This is a genomic window from Proteus sp. G4415 (genome assembly GCF_963896075.1).
Lineage (GTDB): Bacteria > Pseudomonadota > Gammaproteobacteria > Enterobacterales > Enterobacteriaceae > Proteus > Proteus mirabilis.
Map to the genome: position 1 here is coordinate 32,906 of NZ_CAWQOK010000064.1, position 15,589 is coordinate 48,494.

Sequence of the window (15,589 nt, forward strand, 5' to 3'; positions counted from 1 at the left end):
AGCGTATTGAACTACTTTTTTACCTAACATTGCGCATTCTTGGCGCTACAGCCACTTAAAATATTGAGCGCCCTACTTTGTTTGCTAATAATTCAAGGGCAGCACACCCCGCCAATGAGTTACCAGATTTATCCAACTCTGGTGACCATACTGCTACGGTAAAGGCATCAGGAACCACAGCAATAATACCGCCTCCCACCCCAGACTTACCGGGAATACCGATACGGAAAGCAAACTCTCCCGCACCATCATACATACCACAAGTTAACATTAACGCATTTATTTGTCGGGCTTGTCTTGGCGTAATAATCTGATTTTTACTTCCAACACATATTCCTTGATTCGCTAAGTAGCTAAAACAACGAACAAGCTCTACACAACTCATTTCAATCGAGCAATAGTGAAAATAGGTTTCTAATACGGTGATAACATCATTATCAAAATTATCAAACGATTTCATCAGATAGGCAATGGCAGCATTACGACTTAAATGTTCCATCTCTGATTTTGCCACAACGGTGTTATAGCAAATATCAGCTGTATTCGTCAGTGCACGAATAACTTCTAACATTCTCTGTTTTGGCGCACTTAATCGCGATTGCAACATATCCGTAATCACTATCGCTCCAGCATTGATAAAAGGATTACGTGGTAGCCCTTTTTCCATTTCTAACTGGATCAACGAATTAAAAGGTAATCCTGAAGGCTCTTTGCCTACTCGTTGCCAAATCTCGCTTTCATCATAACGTGTTAACGCAAGGGTTAAGCTAAGTACTTTTGATATAGACTGAATAGAGAAACGTTTATCGGCCATACCCGCTTGATAAAGCTCACCATCAACCGTATACACGGCCATAGCCAGTTGATTAGCAGGTACTTGAGCGAGAGCAGGAATATAATCTGCTACTTTTCCTTGCCCAATTAAAGGACGAATTTGTTGCAATATATCTGACAATAATGCGTTAGATAACGTTGTAGTCACAGCTGATTCCCTAGACAGACAAGGGCATCCTGTTGGATGCCCTTGTGATTATTTGCTAAAAATGTATAACTTTTTATTAGTCCCACCAAACGTCAAATAGTTCAGAGGTCTGTACATCTTGCATATTTTTTTCTTTTAAGTAGTTTTCTACTAATTGACGATGCTCTTCGGTACATTTGCCAATTTTTTGTAGACAGATCAGGCCTTCCCAACTCAGATAACCACTCGCATCAAATGCCAGCCCATTTGGCTCTATCACATTAAGGATAAAGTCATCAACAAAGCTGTCGACCTCCTCAATAGGGGTATTTTCTGGGAACGTCCATTTAACTGAAAAACCTAATTCCTGAAATTCATCGATACGCATTTTTTTGCGTAAACGGCGACTACGTTGTTTAGCCATTATTTTACCCTCTTAAACATAAGATCCCATACTCCATGCCCTAAACGATGACCGCGTTGTTCAAACTTAGTCACGGGGCGTGTTTCTGGTCGTGGTACATAATCCTGAGTTTCTGATAAGTTCTGATATCCATCAACACTTGTCATAACTTCAAGCATATGTTCTGCATAGGGTTCCCAATCTGTTGCCATATGGAAAACACCGTTTGGCGCTAATTTAGTTAAAATTAACTCTGCAAATGGTACTTGCACAATACGACGTTTATTATGACGCGCTTTGTGCCATGGATCAGGAAAAAACAACTGAACCATCTGTAAACTATTATCTGGGATCATGTGATTGAGTACTTCTATCGCATCATGACACATAACTCGCAGATTTGAGATATTCTCTTCTTGTGCACTGGCAAGGCAAGCACCTACACCAGGGGCATGTACCTCAATACCAAAGTAATTATTTTCTGGCGAATTTTTTGCCATAGTCACCAACGAAGCGCCCATTCCAAAACCAATTTCTAAAACAACAGGGGCGTTACGTCCAAAAACCTGACTGAAGTCGATAGGTTCCGGTTGATATTCAATGCCAAAGATAGGCCATTGCTTTTCTAATGCTTGTTCCTGACGAGGAGTTAAACGGCCTTGTCGGCGAACAAAACTACGAACGCGTCGTAAAGCACGCCCTTCTTCATTGAATTCCGGAGAAATTACATTCTTGATCATGTCTAATACTGTCAGTCGTTAGGCCAATTATTAACTTAATAACGTTATAATGTCGTTATAGTATACATTTAAGCGACATTATCCAAAGATAGCCAATTTTAGCAAGAGTCACCTATATAAGCATCACTCTATAAGATAAATATTAAGGATGTTTACAGTTTATGCTCTCTGTGGTGCAATCTTACCCTTATACAGATCTGAGTTAAAAATAAAATATGATGGAAGCACAGCAGTTCTCGCAAGTCGTACTCGACTGGTATCACAAATACGGGCGCAAAACATTACCTTGGCAACAAGAAAAAACGCCTTATCACGTTTGGTTATCTGAGGTGATGTTACAACAAACTCAAGTTGCCACGGTGATCCCTTATTTTGAGCGTTTTATTGCGCGTTTTCCGAATGTTAGCGCATTAGCGAAAGCGCCACTTGATGAGGTGCTACATTTATGGACGGGTTTAGGTTATTACGCCCGCGCCAGAAACTTACATAAGGCGGCACAACACATTGTAGATAAGCATCAAGGACAGTTTCCTGATACCTTTGAGGACGTTTGTGCTTTACCGGGTGTGGGACGCTCTACAGCAGGGGCTATTTTATCGCTATCACTAAAAAAGCCTTACCCTATTCTTGATGGCAATGTGAAACGTGTTTTAGCGCGTTGTTATGCTGTAGAAGGTTGGCCGGGTAAAAAAGAAGTTGAAAATAAATTATGGGAAATCAGTGAACAAGTCACCCCAACCAAAGGGGTTGAATATTTTAATCAAGCAATGATGGATTTAGGGGCAATGGTTTGTACGCGAACAAAACCAAAATGCGAACTTTGCCCTTTAAATACAGGTTGTATTGCTTATGCTCACCATAGTTGGGCGGATTATCCGGGGAAAAAACCTAAAAAGGCTATTCCGGAAAAAACAACTTATTTTCTTATTTTACAATATGATAATCTGGTCTGGTTAGATAAAAGACCACCAGCAGGAATATGGGGAGGACTGTTCGCCTTTCCTCAGTTTGAAACAAAAATGCTTTTAGAACAGTGGCTAACTGAGCATGGTCTTGAAAATAATAAAACTGAGCAATTAATTTCATTTAGACATACTTTTAGCCATTTTCATTTAGATATAGTACCAATTTGCGTAAAACTCTCCACGTTTACCTCTCTGATGGAGGCGCAACAAGGACTTTGGTATAACTTACAAACCCCGGCAAGCGTAGGGCTTGCGGCACCTGTAGAGAATTTACTTAGACAATTAGCCTAAGCTAATACCGGCGATATTTGAGGATTTATTATGAGTAGAACTATTTTTTGTACTTTCCTAAATAAAGAAGCGGATGGACTTGATTTTCAGTTATATCCAGGAGAGCTTGGAAAACGCATTTTCAATGAGATTTCTAAAGAAGCTTGGGGTCAATGGATGGCAAAGCAAACCATGCTTATCAATGAGAAAAAACTCAACACAATGAATCCTGACGATCGCAAATTATTAGAACAAGAGATGGTAAGATTTTTATTTGAAGGCCACGATGTTCATATTGACGGCTACACACCACCTGAAAAATAATATCCATTTTCCAGAGCCATTACGGCTCTGGAGTTTTATTCACCAGAGCGATGCAATAGACCATGAAAAAAATCCTTCTCTTGCTGATTATCGCCCCTCTACTCATCTCATGTAGTAGTAAACCCACTAAAACTTTTGAGCCTGATTACAGCAAAGACACCAATGCCTTCGATATATTAATGGGACAATTTGCCAATAATATCGAGATGATTTGGGGAATGCAGGAAGTATTAATCGCAGGCCCTAAAGACTACGTAAAATATACGGACGCTTATAGAACTCGTAGCCATATTAATTTTGAAGCGGGTACCATCACTATAGAAACCCTAGGGGGTGACGCGCCTCAATTCCAATTACATAAAGCGATTGTCACGACATTGCTTATGGGAGAAGATCCCGGCTCTATCGACCTCTATTCTGATGTAAATAATATTCCCCACAGTACAGAGCCTTTTTTATTAGGACAAGTACTTGATAATACAGGGCAGCCTATACGCTGGGAGTGGCGAGCAAATAAATTTGCAGATTATCTAATTGCCAATAAATTACAAAAACGTCAATCAGGGCTGAACACTATTTGGTATGTCACTATTAACTTAGTACCTAACCACTTAGATAAACGTGCACATAAATACTTACCTTATGTACAACAAGCCGCGGCCAAGTATGGTGTTGAACCTTCCCTGATCCTTGCCATTATGCAAATTGAATCCAGCTTCAACCCCTATGCGGTAAGTAGCTCAGATGCACTAGGCTTAATGCAAATTATGCCAGCAACAGCCGGACGAGATGTATTTCGTATGCAAGGTAAATCAGGACAGCCAAGTCGCAGTTACTTATTTGATCCGGCGAATAATATCGATGTTGGTACAGCGTATATCTCGATATTACAAAATAGCTACTTAGGTGACATTAAAGATCCCGTTTCTCGTCGCTATGCGGTGATACAGGCTTACAATGGCGGTGCGGGTAGTGTGTTACGCATCTTCCACAGTGATAAGAAAAAAGCAGCCGCGATGATTAATAACTTAGCGCCGACGGAAGTTTATACGACATTGCGCAATAAACATCCGGCCGACCAATCACGGCGTTATCTTGAAAAGGTAAGCACCGCGCAACGTAACTATCGTTAACCATTATTATGGTTAAAAATAAAGCTTACCCAATCAATTTGGGTAAGCTTTTTTGTTATCGGTACCCTGCTTTTGTTCACTTCGCCACATTTTTTCTTTATTGCTCTGCGACAACAAAAATCACTTCAGTACTCTTTTTACTCATTCTGTGAAAAAAAGAGTCTTTTATTAATCAATAAGATTAAAAAAACAGCGATTGAACAGTTTTGTGATAAATAACGTTGACGAAGACGGTGAGATCGGGTTTAATACGCCCCGTTGCCCGGATAGCTCAGTCGGTAGAGCAGGGGATTGAAAATCCCCGTGTCCTTGGTTCGATTCCGAGTCCGGGCACCATATTTCTTTTGTTCGTCAGTGAGTTAAATCACTGAGAGGGCAAACAAGAGTTGAAAAATAATATAATTTGGCACAGTCACTTTATGTTAAAACTCTTAAACTAAACAGTCTTGCTCATATCAAGGCTGTTTTTTTTATTTGTCACTTTTACTTTCTTTCCTAATCACTGTCAAATCTAGATACTCCTCTTGTTATTCTTATCACATCAATTCCGCTTCAAGTATATCTCGCAAGTTATCAACACTTTCATCAATGTATTCTAATGTCGATGTAATACTGGCATGCCCTAATTGTTCTGCACAACTAAATCTGCCGTTATTCGTTTATCGATGTGTCAACCCGCAATACGGCGTGAGTATAAGTCCATCACGATGACTAAATACACCCAGCCCTCCCCTGTTTTTAAATAGGTCACATCACCCGCCCGCACTTCGTTAGGTGCGTGAGGATTAACATTTTGATTTAACAAATTATCGACTACCGCATCACTGTGTTTGCGTTTTGTGGTGACTTTGTAAGCAACACGCTGAGTGACGACTAGGCCAAGCTGAGCCATTAGCTTTTGAACGCCATAAGCACTCACGCTAAAGCCCTCTTTGCATAACCGTTTATGTCACGTTATGTAACCTAAGCTATTTCGACTCTGTTCAAAGATAGCTTTGGTTCTGCGGTGATCAATTTTGCTGGGCGTTTAAGCCAAGCGTAGTAGGCAGAACGACTTATTTTCATTAACTTACAGAGCTTCTGCACGGGAAACTGAGAAGGTAATTGCTTAATCGTTTTAAACGTTACTTGGTTTCCTTTAGCTGGAGGGCGCTGCTTTTTTTAGGATTTCTTTCTCCATCCTAAGTTCTTTATTTTCTTTTCGAAACCTTAATACTTCAGCTCTCTCATCGGAATTCAAGCTACTACCGGATTGCTCAGCGTCGAATTTTGCTTTCCAGTTATAAAGTAATTTATCGGTGATCCCTAAAGAAGCTGCCGCTTTTGAGACGCTATAACCTTGTTTTGAGACTAATGCGACCGCTTCTTGCTTAAACTCAAGAGTATAAACTCGGTTTGTTCGTTTTTTCATTCAACACTTCAATAGTTAAATTATATTCCATTATTAAAGTGTCTTGTTTGATTAAAGCAGATCAATTAAGCAGTCGCTAATCCTTCAACACTCATTGTTGCCGTAAGAAAATATCAAGAGCTTGAGTAATCAGAAATTAATTTTGTAATTAAAACCACTAGCTACACCATAGATATGCAAAAAGAGAGTCTAAACTCTCTTTTTCTGTATCCAATAACTATTTATTTTATGAATGATTTACTGATTTTATAGATTTCAATAAAGTATTAAAAACTTCATTCTGTGATGCTCTGATCCTTTTTCCTTTTGGAGTAACAAAGGTCACTTCTTTTCCACTACGACTACAAACAGTACTAACAGTACTTCCATCTTCTCGAGTCTGAATAATGTGTGGCGTTTGGAAAAACGAAGACTCAGGCGTAACAGATTTTCCTTTTCTGGTTACCATACCCAACTCCTTAGTTTGCCATGTTGATTGCATTATAGTATCGCTCATAAATCACTCACTATCAACTGAGCGGTTATTTTGCTCAAACCAATTTAATAAATCTTCTGCTGAGCGGTAAAGTATTTCTTTTGAACCATCACCAGTTAAATCCTGAAAACCATGTTTTTCAACATAGTATGTTGCAACATTTTCATTTATAGGAAACATGAGCCGTACACCCGTCCCTTGTGTCAGTAACAGAAAAAACACTATGGTATAAAGCATAAACTTAAGCGTATTTCCATCAAGAATAGATGGTTTAATTTGAAAGTTCTGAATCATTTCAATATTCAATACATTATCAGAGCAATATTCACAAATGCAGGCTCCAGCAGGCCTATTTTGCATATCTAAAAACTTAAAACAAAAGCTAAATCCATTATCATTTTGAAATGTTTGTCCTGCGTGATCCCAAGGAAGTTGCCTCTCTGGCGGAAAATTTCTAGTACTTGCAATACACCATGCTAAGTCTGATTCATTTAATAAATATGCCATAAAAGATTGCTCAGACTGTTGAAATAACTCATTAGTTAATCTAATTGCCTCCTCACCACACTCTCGTATTGTTAACTCAGGCATCAGCAACTCCATCGCATCTTAATCTTAATTAATAAAAAGGAATAATCCCTACAAATACTTTTTAAAACACCCTATTGTCACAGAAATAGCTATCCCTATCAAAAAGATAGAAGGCAACAACAAGAAATTCGGATAAACTGCAAATGGCAATGACAAATACAATACACAGAGGATATAAATTGCGGGCTTGATTATTCGCTTAGCATGATGATAAACAAAACTAGATTCATAAGCTGCACCATATCGACGTAAATCACGTCTGACCAAACCATCAACAACGGCGACTATTATCACCAAGATAAACAATGGAGATAAATAAAAAAACTAATCGACTCTTTGCCATCCTTGCGTTCCTTGTTGTAAAACAACAGGCATTATTCCATTGCCATGCTTTAGCCATATCCCGTTATCATGGTTTAATGTGATATGGCGATTTTTTACCTTTTCGATAGGAATATGATGTTTTTTAGCCCAATTTCGTATCACACCATCTTTCCCCCCACTTCCCACTAAATAGATATCAATAGGTTGATTTAGTTTGATAAGCTGAGCGAGTTTTGCCTCACAAATAGAACAATTTTCTTTTACAAATAAAGCCTGACGACTTTCTCTCATTTCATTTTGAATTGGTAAAATTTCAGGATAAAGACGAAGCCATGCTTGATTCACCTCTCGCTGAAAGGCTAATTCTGCTTCAACACGCTGAAATTCTTGCCTCACCACTAATTCAGCAAAATAACGTCGCTCCTCATAAGTACGAGCTTCAATACCTAATAAAGTTAAGGGATCTAAATTTGGTGAAAACAGCCCTCGTTTCCCCTTTTTTAGCATTTCATAACGTTGCCATTCTTTCTCTGTTAATTTCCATTCTTGAGCATTTTCAGTGATTAGTGATTGTTCTAATGCCTGTTGCTCTGTTTTTAAAACTTGATGTTGACTTTGATCCGCCATTCCTTCTGTTGACACTGTCAACACGCTAATCCCCAATGAGACTAAAAATTGAGAATTCAATATAGATTGAATTTTCATTGAAACATCCTATCCGCTGATAATGTTGAGTTTGTGAGTATTTCTGTCGGTAATTGGTAACCTTCTCGCAATGAATGACAAATTATTCGTTGTACTGCATCAATCTCAAGTTGCCATGCAACACCTGCCAATATTTAAAGCCTGCTTTAAACGCATAGGCCCTAATTGATGATGTACAACAGGAAGTTTTTGGTTATAGAGTACTTGATTAGACGACGTTGTCTTACATAAAGAATATCCCGACGGTTGTAAAATATAACGCATTGCATCACTAACAGAGGATTGTTGAGAAGTTGGGATATGAACATCAATTATTTGTTCGATCGGGTCACTTTGAGCCAACGTTGGAGATGTATTTATCAATAGATAGCGATCATAACGCACAACTTTTGGTGTTGTTAGATAGAGATCGGGCTGTGCTATTTGAATGTTTTTATTGAGAATGATCGAGCGAGGTTCAGTTTCAAGTTGCTGAAGTTTTTCTTTCGGAGTACAAGCCGTTATAAATAAGGTAGTGAAACAGATTATAAAGGAAATGGGTTTGTTCATAAGGACTCTCTGTTACAAAGAGTCCAACTTTGATGGATTGTTGGTTAAGGGGCAATGAGGAAGTGTTTTTGAGAAGTGATAATTAAGCTTATTTATTTTAGCTAGCTTTCTTAATCTATTCGGGATATATCACACTCTAACTTTAAATGGGTATTAAATAATAAATAACTTATTCCTAACTATTCCCCTAATAACTGAGGAGTATTATTTTTCCTATTGATTATAAAGGGTTGTTTCCTATATTAACTATACCACTACGTCATGCCCCAACTAATACCTGAAATTAGTTGTTTGAATGAAAATAAAAGTTAGAAAATCACAAGATAAAAGTATCTGGAACTATATAAATGCTACTACTAATTATATAACTTATATTGATGATAAACCTAATTTTTGGATCAAGCTCAAAATAACGAACGATTGCTATATTCGAAAAGAGGACAATCTTAAAATTGTTTGATAGCCTAAGAAAAATTAGCAGTCGGCCCAAAACAAACCTCTGGTAATTAAAAATTAAGGACAATTATCGTGTACCTAACCGAGTTAACCATTACCAATTTTAGATCATTTGGTTCTGACGGTATTACAGTTAAATTTCGTGAAGGGCTAACAGCCCTTGTGGGTGAAAATGACTCTGGCAAGACAGCAGTAATTGATGCTCTGAGATTTCTTCTCGGAACAACCGATCAAGAATGGCTTCGATTTAGTGATGATGACTTCCACAAGACAAGTGAAGATAGCTCAGAATCAAGTGAAATTAAAATATCTGGTACATTTAAAAACTTAACATCCAGCGATAAGTTAGGGTTCGTTGAATACTTAACCTACGGAATTAATAAGGATGATGAACCTACACTTCACCTTACACTTACAGCAAAGCGTATCGGAACTAGGGCAGGAAGGCCATATATCTCCACAGAGATTCGATCTGGTAAGAATGGAGAGGGACCAAATATGGATAACAACTGCCGTTCATTGCTTGCTGCAACATATCTAAGGCCTCTTCGTGATGCTGAGCGAGAGCTTTCCTCTGGTCGTAATTCTAGGCTTTCGATGGTTCTAAATTCACTCGATGGAGCAGAAATGGGCCAGTTGTTTGATGCGGAAACATTTAGTTATGATGACATTAAAAAACTGGGGCTATTAGGACTGGGTGACTTATTCAATAAGCTGATTGAACATCACCCTCATATTGAGAATGGAAAGTCAAAAGTTAATAATCATTTAGAGAAACTACAACTTCATGGAGACTCACTAAAAAGCTCGATATCAGTTAGTCAAAATGGCTCTGATTCTCAGAGGCTTAGGCAACTTTTAGAGAAGCTAACTCTCAATGTGGATAATACTCCTGGGCGAATGGGGCTAGGATCAAATAATATTCTTTTTATTGCATGCGAATTAATCCTTTTAGCCGATGACCAAGAGCATTTTCCGTTATTATTAATAGAGGAACCTGAGGCTCATGTGCATGCACAGCGACAACTTAGGCTAATACAATATCTTCAAAAGATAGTTAACACAAAAAAAGATGAAGAAAACAAACCACAAATAATAATAACTACTCATAGCCCCAATCTTGCATCTGAGGTTAATCTCAATAATTTAGTTATTATTCAAGCAGGCAAAGCTTTTTCTACCGCTGATGGTGAAACTGAGCTTGATTCGAATGATTATAAATTCCTCTCACGTTTTCTAGATGTAACTAAAGCGAATCTATTTTTCGCCCGTGGTGTCATGATTGTAGAGGGTGATGCAGAAAATATTTTGATCCCTACTTTGGCCAAGTGCATTGGGAAAGATTTTACGGAACATGGAGTTTCTATGATCAACGTCGGAGGCGTTGGGCTACGACGATACGCTAAAATATTCATGAGAAAAAATCCTGATCAAGATGGAATACAATCTGTACCTGTTGCTTGTGTCACCGATCTGGACGTTATGCCAAACTGTGCTCCCTATATTACTAAGATCATCCAAGACGATAGTGATTGGACAATATTAGGGGACGGAGAGAACAGAAAGTGGCGTGCTAAGCGGGATTTTACATTGACGAAATTAAATGAACATAAGGAAAAGATTAAATCCAAGGCCCATGGGCAAAATGTTAAGTCATTTGTAGCAGATGAGTGGACACTAGAATATGACTTAGCATTTGCAAACGACAACGCTTTGGCTGAAGAGGTCTATATTGCTGCTCAATTGGCTATATGGGATGAAGGGGATAATTACTCTGAAAAAACAGCTAAGGAAAAAATTAATAAGGCCCAAGCCAAATATACAGCTTTAAAGAAAAAGGCTGACAAACTTGCAGCAGATAAAGGTTGGGACAAGAATGAAGTGTTAGCGAGTAAAGTCTATGCAATGTATGTCACAGGCTCTAAAGCTTCAAAATCCATCGCAGCACAGTATTTGTGTGGAATTATCATGGACAAGATAACCCTTGAAAAAACATATGATTTAAGAACCAAGCTCCCGGGCTATATTGTTGATGCAATAGACTATGTTACATCGAATCTTCGTATTGTTTCAGGGAGTAAGATTAATGAAAGTTGAACTACCAAAGATTACGGATGATGATATTGCTTGGGTAGTGAGAGTATTAGGTTTACCCGATGATGCTTTTTCCCCAGAAAAAGATGGTGGTGCAAGAGAGCGAATACTAAAATCCCTTGGCGAAACATTGGATGTATCGGCTTGTCCCGGTAGTGGAAAAACAACTTTACTTGTTGCAAAACTGGCGATACTTGCACGTAACTGGCCTTATAGACGTCAAGGCATGTGTATTCTATCGCATACGAATGTAGCGAAAGAAGAAATTGAAAAGCGCCTAGGAGGAACGGAAGTAGGCCAGGCACTTTTGTCATATCCACATTACATTGGAACTATACATGGATTTGTTAATGAATTTATGGCTCTTCCTTGGTTGAGATCTAAAGGGTATCCAATTAAGGCTATTGACGATGATATAGTTAAAAGACATAGAATTAGTTGTCTTAATTGGAAAGATCACCCAGATCTGAAAAAATGGCTAAATCGTAAGGTACGAAGTTCAAAGTGGGATGTTAATATCTCAGATATCATTGACCCATGGATTATCTCGTCACCAGCGTTCAATGTTGTAGATAAAAGCGGAATGCCAATATTTAAAAACCCTGTAGCATCCTATGATCAACTAAAAAATCTTGTTGAGCGTGTAGTTGCTAGAGGTTATCACCGATACGACGAAATGTTTATGTGGGCAAATGATCTTATCGACTCTTTACCTACCGTAAAACAGTATATCCGGGGTCGCTTTCCTCTTGTATTTTTCGATGAAGTTCAAGATAACAGCGAAATCCAATCATCTACACTTCATCGAATATTTATGGAAGGAGATGGAGCAAGCTGCAGAATGCGATTCGGTGATAGTGATCAAGAAATATTTAATTCTACTGTTGAAATTAACGGAGCAAAAACTGATAAATTTCCATCAGATAACGTTAAATATGATCTCCCAAATAGCCATCGCTTCAGTCAATCAATAGCAAATTTAGCTTCTCCCTTATCGGTAGGGAAAATGAGATTGTCAGGCCAAGGACCTAAGATCGGTTCATCAAAAGACACAGCTCACGCTATATTTCTAATTGACAAAGATAGCACAGAGGCTGTTTTAAAAGCCTACGGACAGTATTTGCTCTCAGTATTTGATGAAGAGCAGGAATTATTGGATCGATTGACTTTTACCGCTGTTGGAGCTGTACACCGAAATAAAAAGGGGGCGGAAAAAAATAAACCCCACAATCTGTCTCATTATTACACTAAATACGATCCAGATATCGCTAGTAACGATCCAAAACCTAAAACTTTTTTGCAATATGTCAACGCTGGTCATAGGTTGGGAGAGAAGTTTGCCGCCGAAGGAACTGGAGGTGAATCACTCACTACAGTTGAACGTATTTCTATGGGGATAATTAACTTTGCTAAAGAGGTATCAAGCCAATTCGATCCAAAGCCAAGACAAAGAAATCATCGATTCATTTTGGAGTTACTAAAAGATGACCATGCGAATTACGATAACTACCTCAAACTTATTAGTTATTTTGCTGTTGACCGAAATTTCCCTTCGGAAGCTGATTGGAGTAGTTCATGGCAGGGTATTATAATCGACATAGTTACCTCGTTATCTGGCGTAGCTCCACAGAGCGACCACCCTTTTCTAGGCTATCAACTATCTGAAGATTCTTCTTCAAATCATATTGGCACTCGGAACAATACATATACTGTAGAGAGTAACGGACGGAAAGTGAATATTAAGTTAGGTTCAATTCATTCCGTAAAAGGCGAAACACATACCGCAACTTTGGTGTTAGATACATTCAATAAATCACATCATTTAAAAATGATTTTTCCATGGATAAAATGCAAACCCAAAAATAAAATTTCTGATTCTGATGCAAAGAGATTAAAGCTCCATTACGTGGCTATGACACGCCCTTCACATCTATTATGCTTGGCAATGAAAAAAAGCCATGTCGAAAGTAAGAATGGAGAAATAAATCAAAAGGAAGTCGATGCATTGAAAAAACAAGGATGGAGCAAAGTGGCTATCGTCGATAGTACAGGTAAGTGTGATTGGTTGTGATATAACTAATATCCGTTCATAATACTGAGTAGACAGATCTACTAGTTGTCAAGTCTGCTCTGAGCGAAGAGCGGGCATTAACGCCCAATTAAAGTGTGAAGCACGTATTCACCATACTCAATTTGAATACCTTAATCACTAAATTTGAACCAAACTGAAAATGCCAAGCGTGCTGACCCATTCTTAAATTGTTTGTTATATTTCAAGCACGACAGAGTCAATAGACAACCTTGAGTTATCAGAAATATCCTCGACAAACTCAGCCCACGTACCTCTCTCGACTCTTCGACTGCAATAATGCGAAGTAGCCCTAATGAAGCCAATAGCGACGTCATACAAATCTTGGATAAATTTTTCTATAGTAGCTTCGTTGTTGTCACCGTAGGATAAAAATATAGAGTCACGATAGTTCGCTTTACCACGGTATCTAAATGCCTGAATAAGGAAATTAACTTGTCCTTTTTCTAGTGCGTGATCGCGAACTTCGCGAGCAGCTTTCGTGCGAAAGTTGTCAACACCAAGAGCCTTGAAATCACGAGAAGTTCTCACCCTCTCTTCTGTTTCCCACTTTTTGTAGCCATGAGTCCCCTTTAGATAGGAAACCAGTGCACCATGAGCAGTTTCATTATCATAAGCTCTAACATTCAGGTCGAAACGGTTAGCACCTCTATATGCAGCAATCTCGGCATCAGCAGTGTTTGAAACTAAACTAGTTAGAAGAAGATTAAATGGATATGGGATAAGTTCTTTTTCCGCGATATCTGACTGCCAAACTTTTGCTGTGGCTGTATGTGTCTCTTGAATAGAACCAGAAGATGCTGCAACCATCGCGCTAGCGGAAAAATAGATACTGTAATACCAAGAAATAATAGCTGAACGACATATGTCATATTTATCTTCGACATCTTTATTCATACTTTTCAAAGATGACAGATTATGTAAGGCCATCATTGTGTTCTCAAACACAAGCGTATCAGCTTCACGATTGACAGGTCTACGTTGTACCCGAGCATATAAATCATTTAGTTTATCATCGGCACAAGCGCCACCGTTAACGACTTCGGCAAGGGCCCTCATCCAATTTACAGTCCCCTGAAACGCAAACCGGGGCTCTGCCTGATCACCGGCTTCAAATAGCCTGTCTAATAGCCACTTACTCATGATAAACCTTTGGAAATATGCGGTTATTCAGCGGAAAAATCTGTATCTAAACACGGACTTTTCCACGTTTGTAAATTTAGTGTGTGGAACACTACATCACTTTTGTATAACTGACAACAGCTTATAGGTACAGCCGGGAATTGTATTTGTTATAAATACGGATTAATCCACCTAACAAGTGGTGACGATACCTTGATCCGGTCAAGATATTTTTGCAGTGCAACAACGTCTGCAATTGGCACATAGCAGTCTGTTAGATTAGATTTATTTTTACATTACTGCTACCTCAGTACTCATATACTACATTTATATTTCTTCATTCAAGATCTTATAAACCGTAGAACGAGCTACTTTCATTTCTTTGGCTATTGCGGTTCCTCCCCACCCACTTCGTTTTAGCTCAATAATTCTTTCGCGATCCACTGAACGCTTGCGTCCAAATTTTACCCCTTTGAGCAAAGCTTCTTGCCTGCCCTCATTTGTTCGTTCCAAAATTCTTTGTCTTTCTGCTTCTGCCACCGCGGATAAAATGGTGACCACCATTTTTCCCATTGTTCCTTCTGTACTTATACCATCATCCAAAAATCGAACAGCTACACCCATTGAATCGAATTCTTTTATCAACTGAATCATATCCGCAGTATCTCGTCCGAGACGGTCGAGTTTTTTCACAAGAATAATATCACCGCATTCAACTTTAATTTTGAGTAACTGCAATCCATCACGATTAATGTGACTTCCTGATCCTTTATCGCTAAATAAGCGATGCTTTGCCACTCCGGCATCAATCAATGCTTTCTTTTGAGTATCGAGAGATTGCTGGCTAGTAGATACCCTTGCATAACCAAATAGGCGCAAAATATGTCTCCTAAGTCATTATCAGACAACAAGTGTCTATTAATTGAAAATATCGAATAAATAGACACTCTTTTCATATTATTTTTAAGTGTCCGAAA

At 38.6% G+C, this 15,589-nt stretch carries 14 protein-coding genes, 1 tRNA gene and 3 pseudogenes; 6 read left to right on the forward strand and 12 right to left on the reverse strand.

The features are described from left to right. Positions 1–55: 55 nt before the first annotated feature. The 3 genes from glsB to trmB all read right to left on the reverse strand — a co-directional run bounded on the left by glsB (position 56) and on the right by trmB (position 2,104). Complete coding sequence (gene glsB, locus AACU95_RS07100) at positions 56–982, reverse strand: glutaminase B (protein WP_012367555.1); 927 nt, start codon at positions 980–982, stop codon at positions 56–58. 76 nt (positions 983–1,058) lie between these two features. After that, positions 1,059–1,385 carry a YggL family protein gene (locus AACU95_RS07105; RefSeq protein WP_004244834.1) on the reverse strand — a complete coding sequence of 109 codons (327 nt, stop codon included), beginning with the start codon at positions 1,383–1,385 and terminating at the stop codon, positions 1,059–1,061. Further along, entirely contained in the window at positions 1,385–2,104 is a 720-nt protein-coding gene (trmB, locus tag AACU95_RS07110) for a tRNA (guanosine(46)-N7)-methyltransferase TrmB (protein WP_004244835.1), read from the reverse strand. Before trmB ends, AACU95_RS07105 begins: the two co-directional genes overlap by 1 nt. 215 nt (positions 2,105–2,319) lie before the next feature. Here trmB and mutY point away from each other — a divergent pair, with 215 nt between their 5' ends. The 4 genes from mutY (at position 2,320) to AACU95_RS07130 (ending at position 5,132) form a co-directional block, all read left to right on the forward strand. Next, positions 2,320–3,360, forward strand: a complete 1,041-nt coding sequence (gene mutY, locus AACU95_RS07115; RefSeq protein WP_004247375.1) for an A/G-specific adenine glycosylase — start codon at positions 2,320–2,322, stop codon at positions 3,358–3,360. A 30-nt stretch (positions 3,361–3,390) separates the two neighbouring features. Next, positions 3,391–3,663, forward strand: a complete 273-nt coding sequence (locus AACU95_RS07120; protein ID WP_004244837.1) for an oxidative damage protection protein — start codon at positions 3,391–3,393, stop codon at positions 3,661–3,663. Between the two features lie 62 nt (positions 3,664–3,725). Continuing rightward, positions 3,726–4,796: a membrane-bound lytic murein transglycosylase MltC gene (mltC, locus tag AACU95_RS07125; protein ID WP_004244838.1), complete on the forward strand. Its 1,071-nt coding sequence runs from the start codon at positions 3,726–3,728 to the stop codon at positions 4,794–4,796. Positions 4,797–5,056: 260 nt separating this feature from the next. Beyond that, a tRNA-Phe gene (locus tag AACU95_RS07130) sits at positions 5,057–5,132 on the forward strand. A gap of 337 nt (positions 5,133–5,469) precedes the next feature. Here the strand turns inward: AACU95_RS07130 and AACU95_RS07135 are convergent. From AACU95_RS07135 to pilL2, 7 genes and pseudogenes are all read right to left on the reverse strand, one after another. Beyond that, positions 5,470–5,652: pseudogene (locus tag AACU95_RS07135) on the reverse strand (IS3 family transposase); the annotation flags it as partial. A gap of 282 nt (positions 5,653–5,934) precedes the next feature. Beyond that, positions 5,935–6,207, reverse strand: a complete 273-nt coding sequence (locus tag AACU95_RS07140) for a transposase (RefSeq protein WP_017628332.1) — start codon at positions 6,205–6,207, stop codon at positions 5,935–5,937. 226 nt (positions 6,208–6,433) lie between these two features. Beyond that, a complete protein-coding gene (locus AACU95_RS07145) occupies positions 6,434–6,703 on the reverse strand; it encodes a hypothetical protein (RefSeq protein WP_004244841.1) in 270 nt (89 codons plus the stop codon). A gap of 3 nt (positions 6,704–6,706) precedes the next feature. After that, positions 6,707–7,273, reverse strand: coding sequence for a hypothetical protein (locus tag AACU95_RS07150; protein WP_223293427.1), 567 nt, complete (start codon positions 7,271–7,273; stop codon positions 6,707–6,709). Between the two features lie 48 nt (positions 7,274–7,321). Beyond that, a pseudogene (locus AACU95_RS07155) lies at positions 7,322–7,582 on the reverse strand (TIGR03747 family integrating conjugative element membrane protein); the annotation flags it as partial. A 15-nt stretch (positions 7,583–7,597) separates the two neighbouring features. Beyond that, positions 7,598–8,302, reverse strand: coding sequence for a TIGR03759 family integrating conjugative element protein (locus tag AACU95_RS07160; protein WP_141191994.1), 705 nt, complete (start codon positions 8,300–8,302; stop codon positions 7,598–7,600). Then, positions 8,299–8,851: pseudogene (gene pilL2 / locus AACU95_RS07165) on the reverse strand (PFGI-1 class ICE element type IV pilus protein PilL2). Before pilL2 ends, AACU95_RS07160 begins: the two are co-directional and overlap by 4 nt. A gap of 528 nt (positions 8,852–9,379) precedes the next feature. Here pilL2 and AACU95_RS07170 point away from each other — a divergent pair. Then, positions 9,380–11,404, forward strand: a complete 2,025-nt coding sequence (locus tag AACU95_RS07170) for an ATP-dependent nuclease (RefSeq protein ID WP_161737210.1) — start codon at positions 9,380–9,382, stop codon at positions 11,402–11,404. Further along, positions 11,394–13,472, forward strand: a complete 2,079-nt coding sequence (locus AACU95_RS07175; RefSeq protein ID WP_049211882.1) for a UvrD-helicase domain-containing protein — start codon at positions 11,394–11,396, stop codon at positions 13,470–13,472. Before AACU95_RS07170 ends, AACU95_RS07175 begins: the two co-directional genes overlap by 11 nt. Before the next feature lie 195 nt (positions 13,473–13,667). On the opposite strand, the gene AACU95_RS07180 is transcribed toward AACU95_RS07175, so the two are convergent. After that, a complete protein-coding gene (locus AACU95_RS07180; RefSeq protein ID WP_049211884.1) occupies positions 13,668–14,633 on the reverse strand; it encodes a hypothetical protein in 966 nt (321 codons plus the stop codon). A 306-nt stretch (positions 14,634–14,939) separates the two neighbouring features. Further along, a complete protein-coding gene (locus AACU95_RS07185; RefSeq protein WP_049211887.1) occupies positions 14,940–15,491 on the reverse strand; it encodes a recombinase family protein in 552 nt (183 codons plus the stop codon). Positions 15,492–15,589 lie beyond the last annotated feature (98 nt).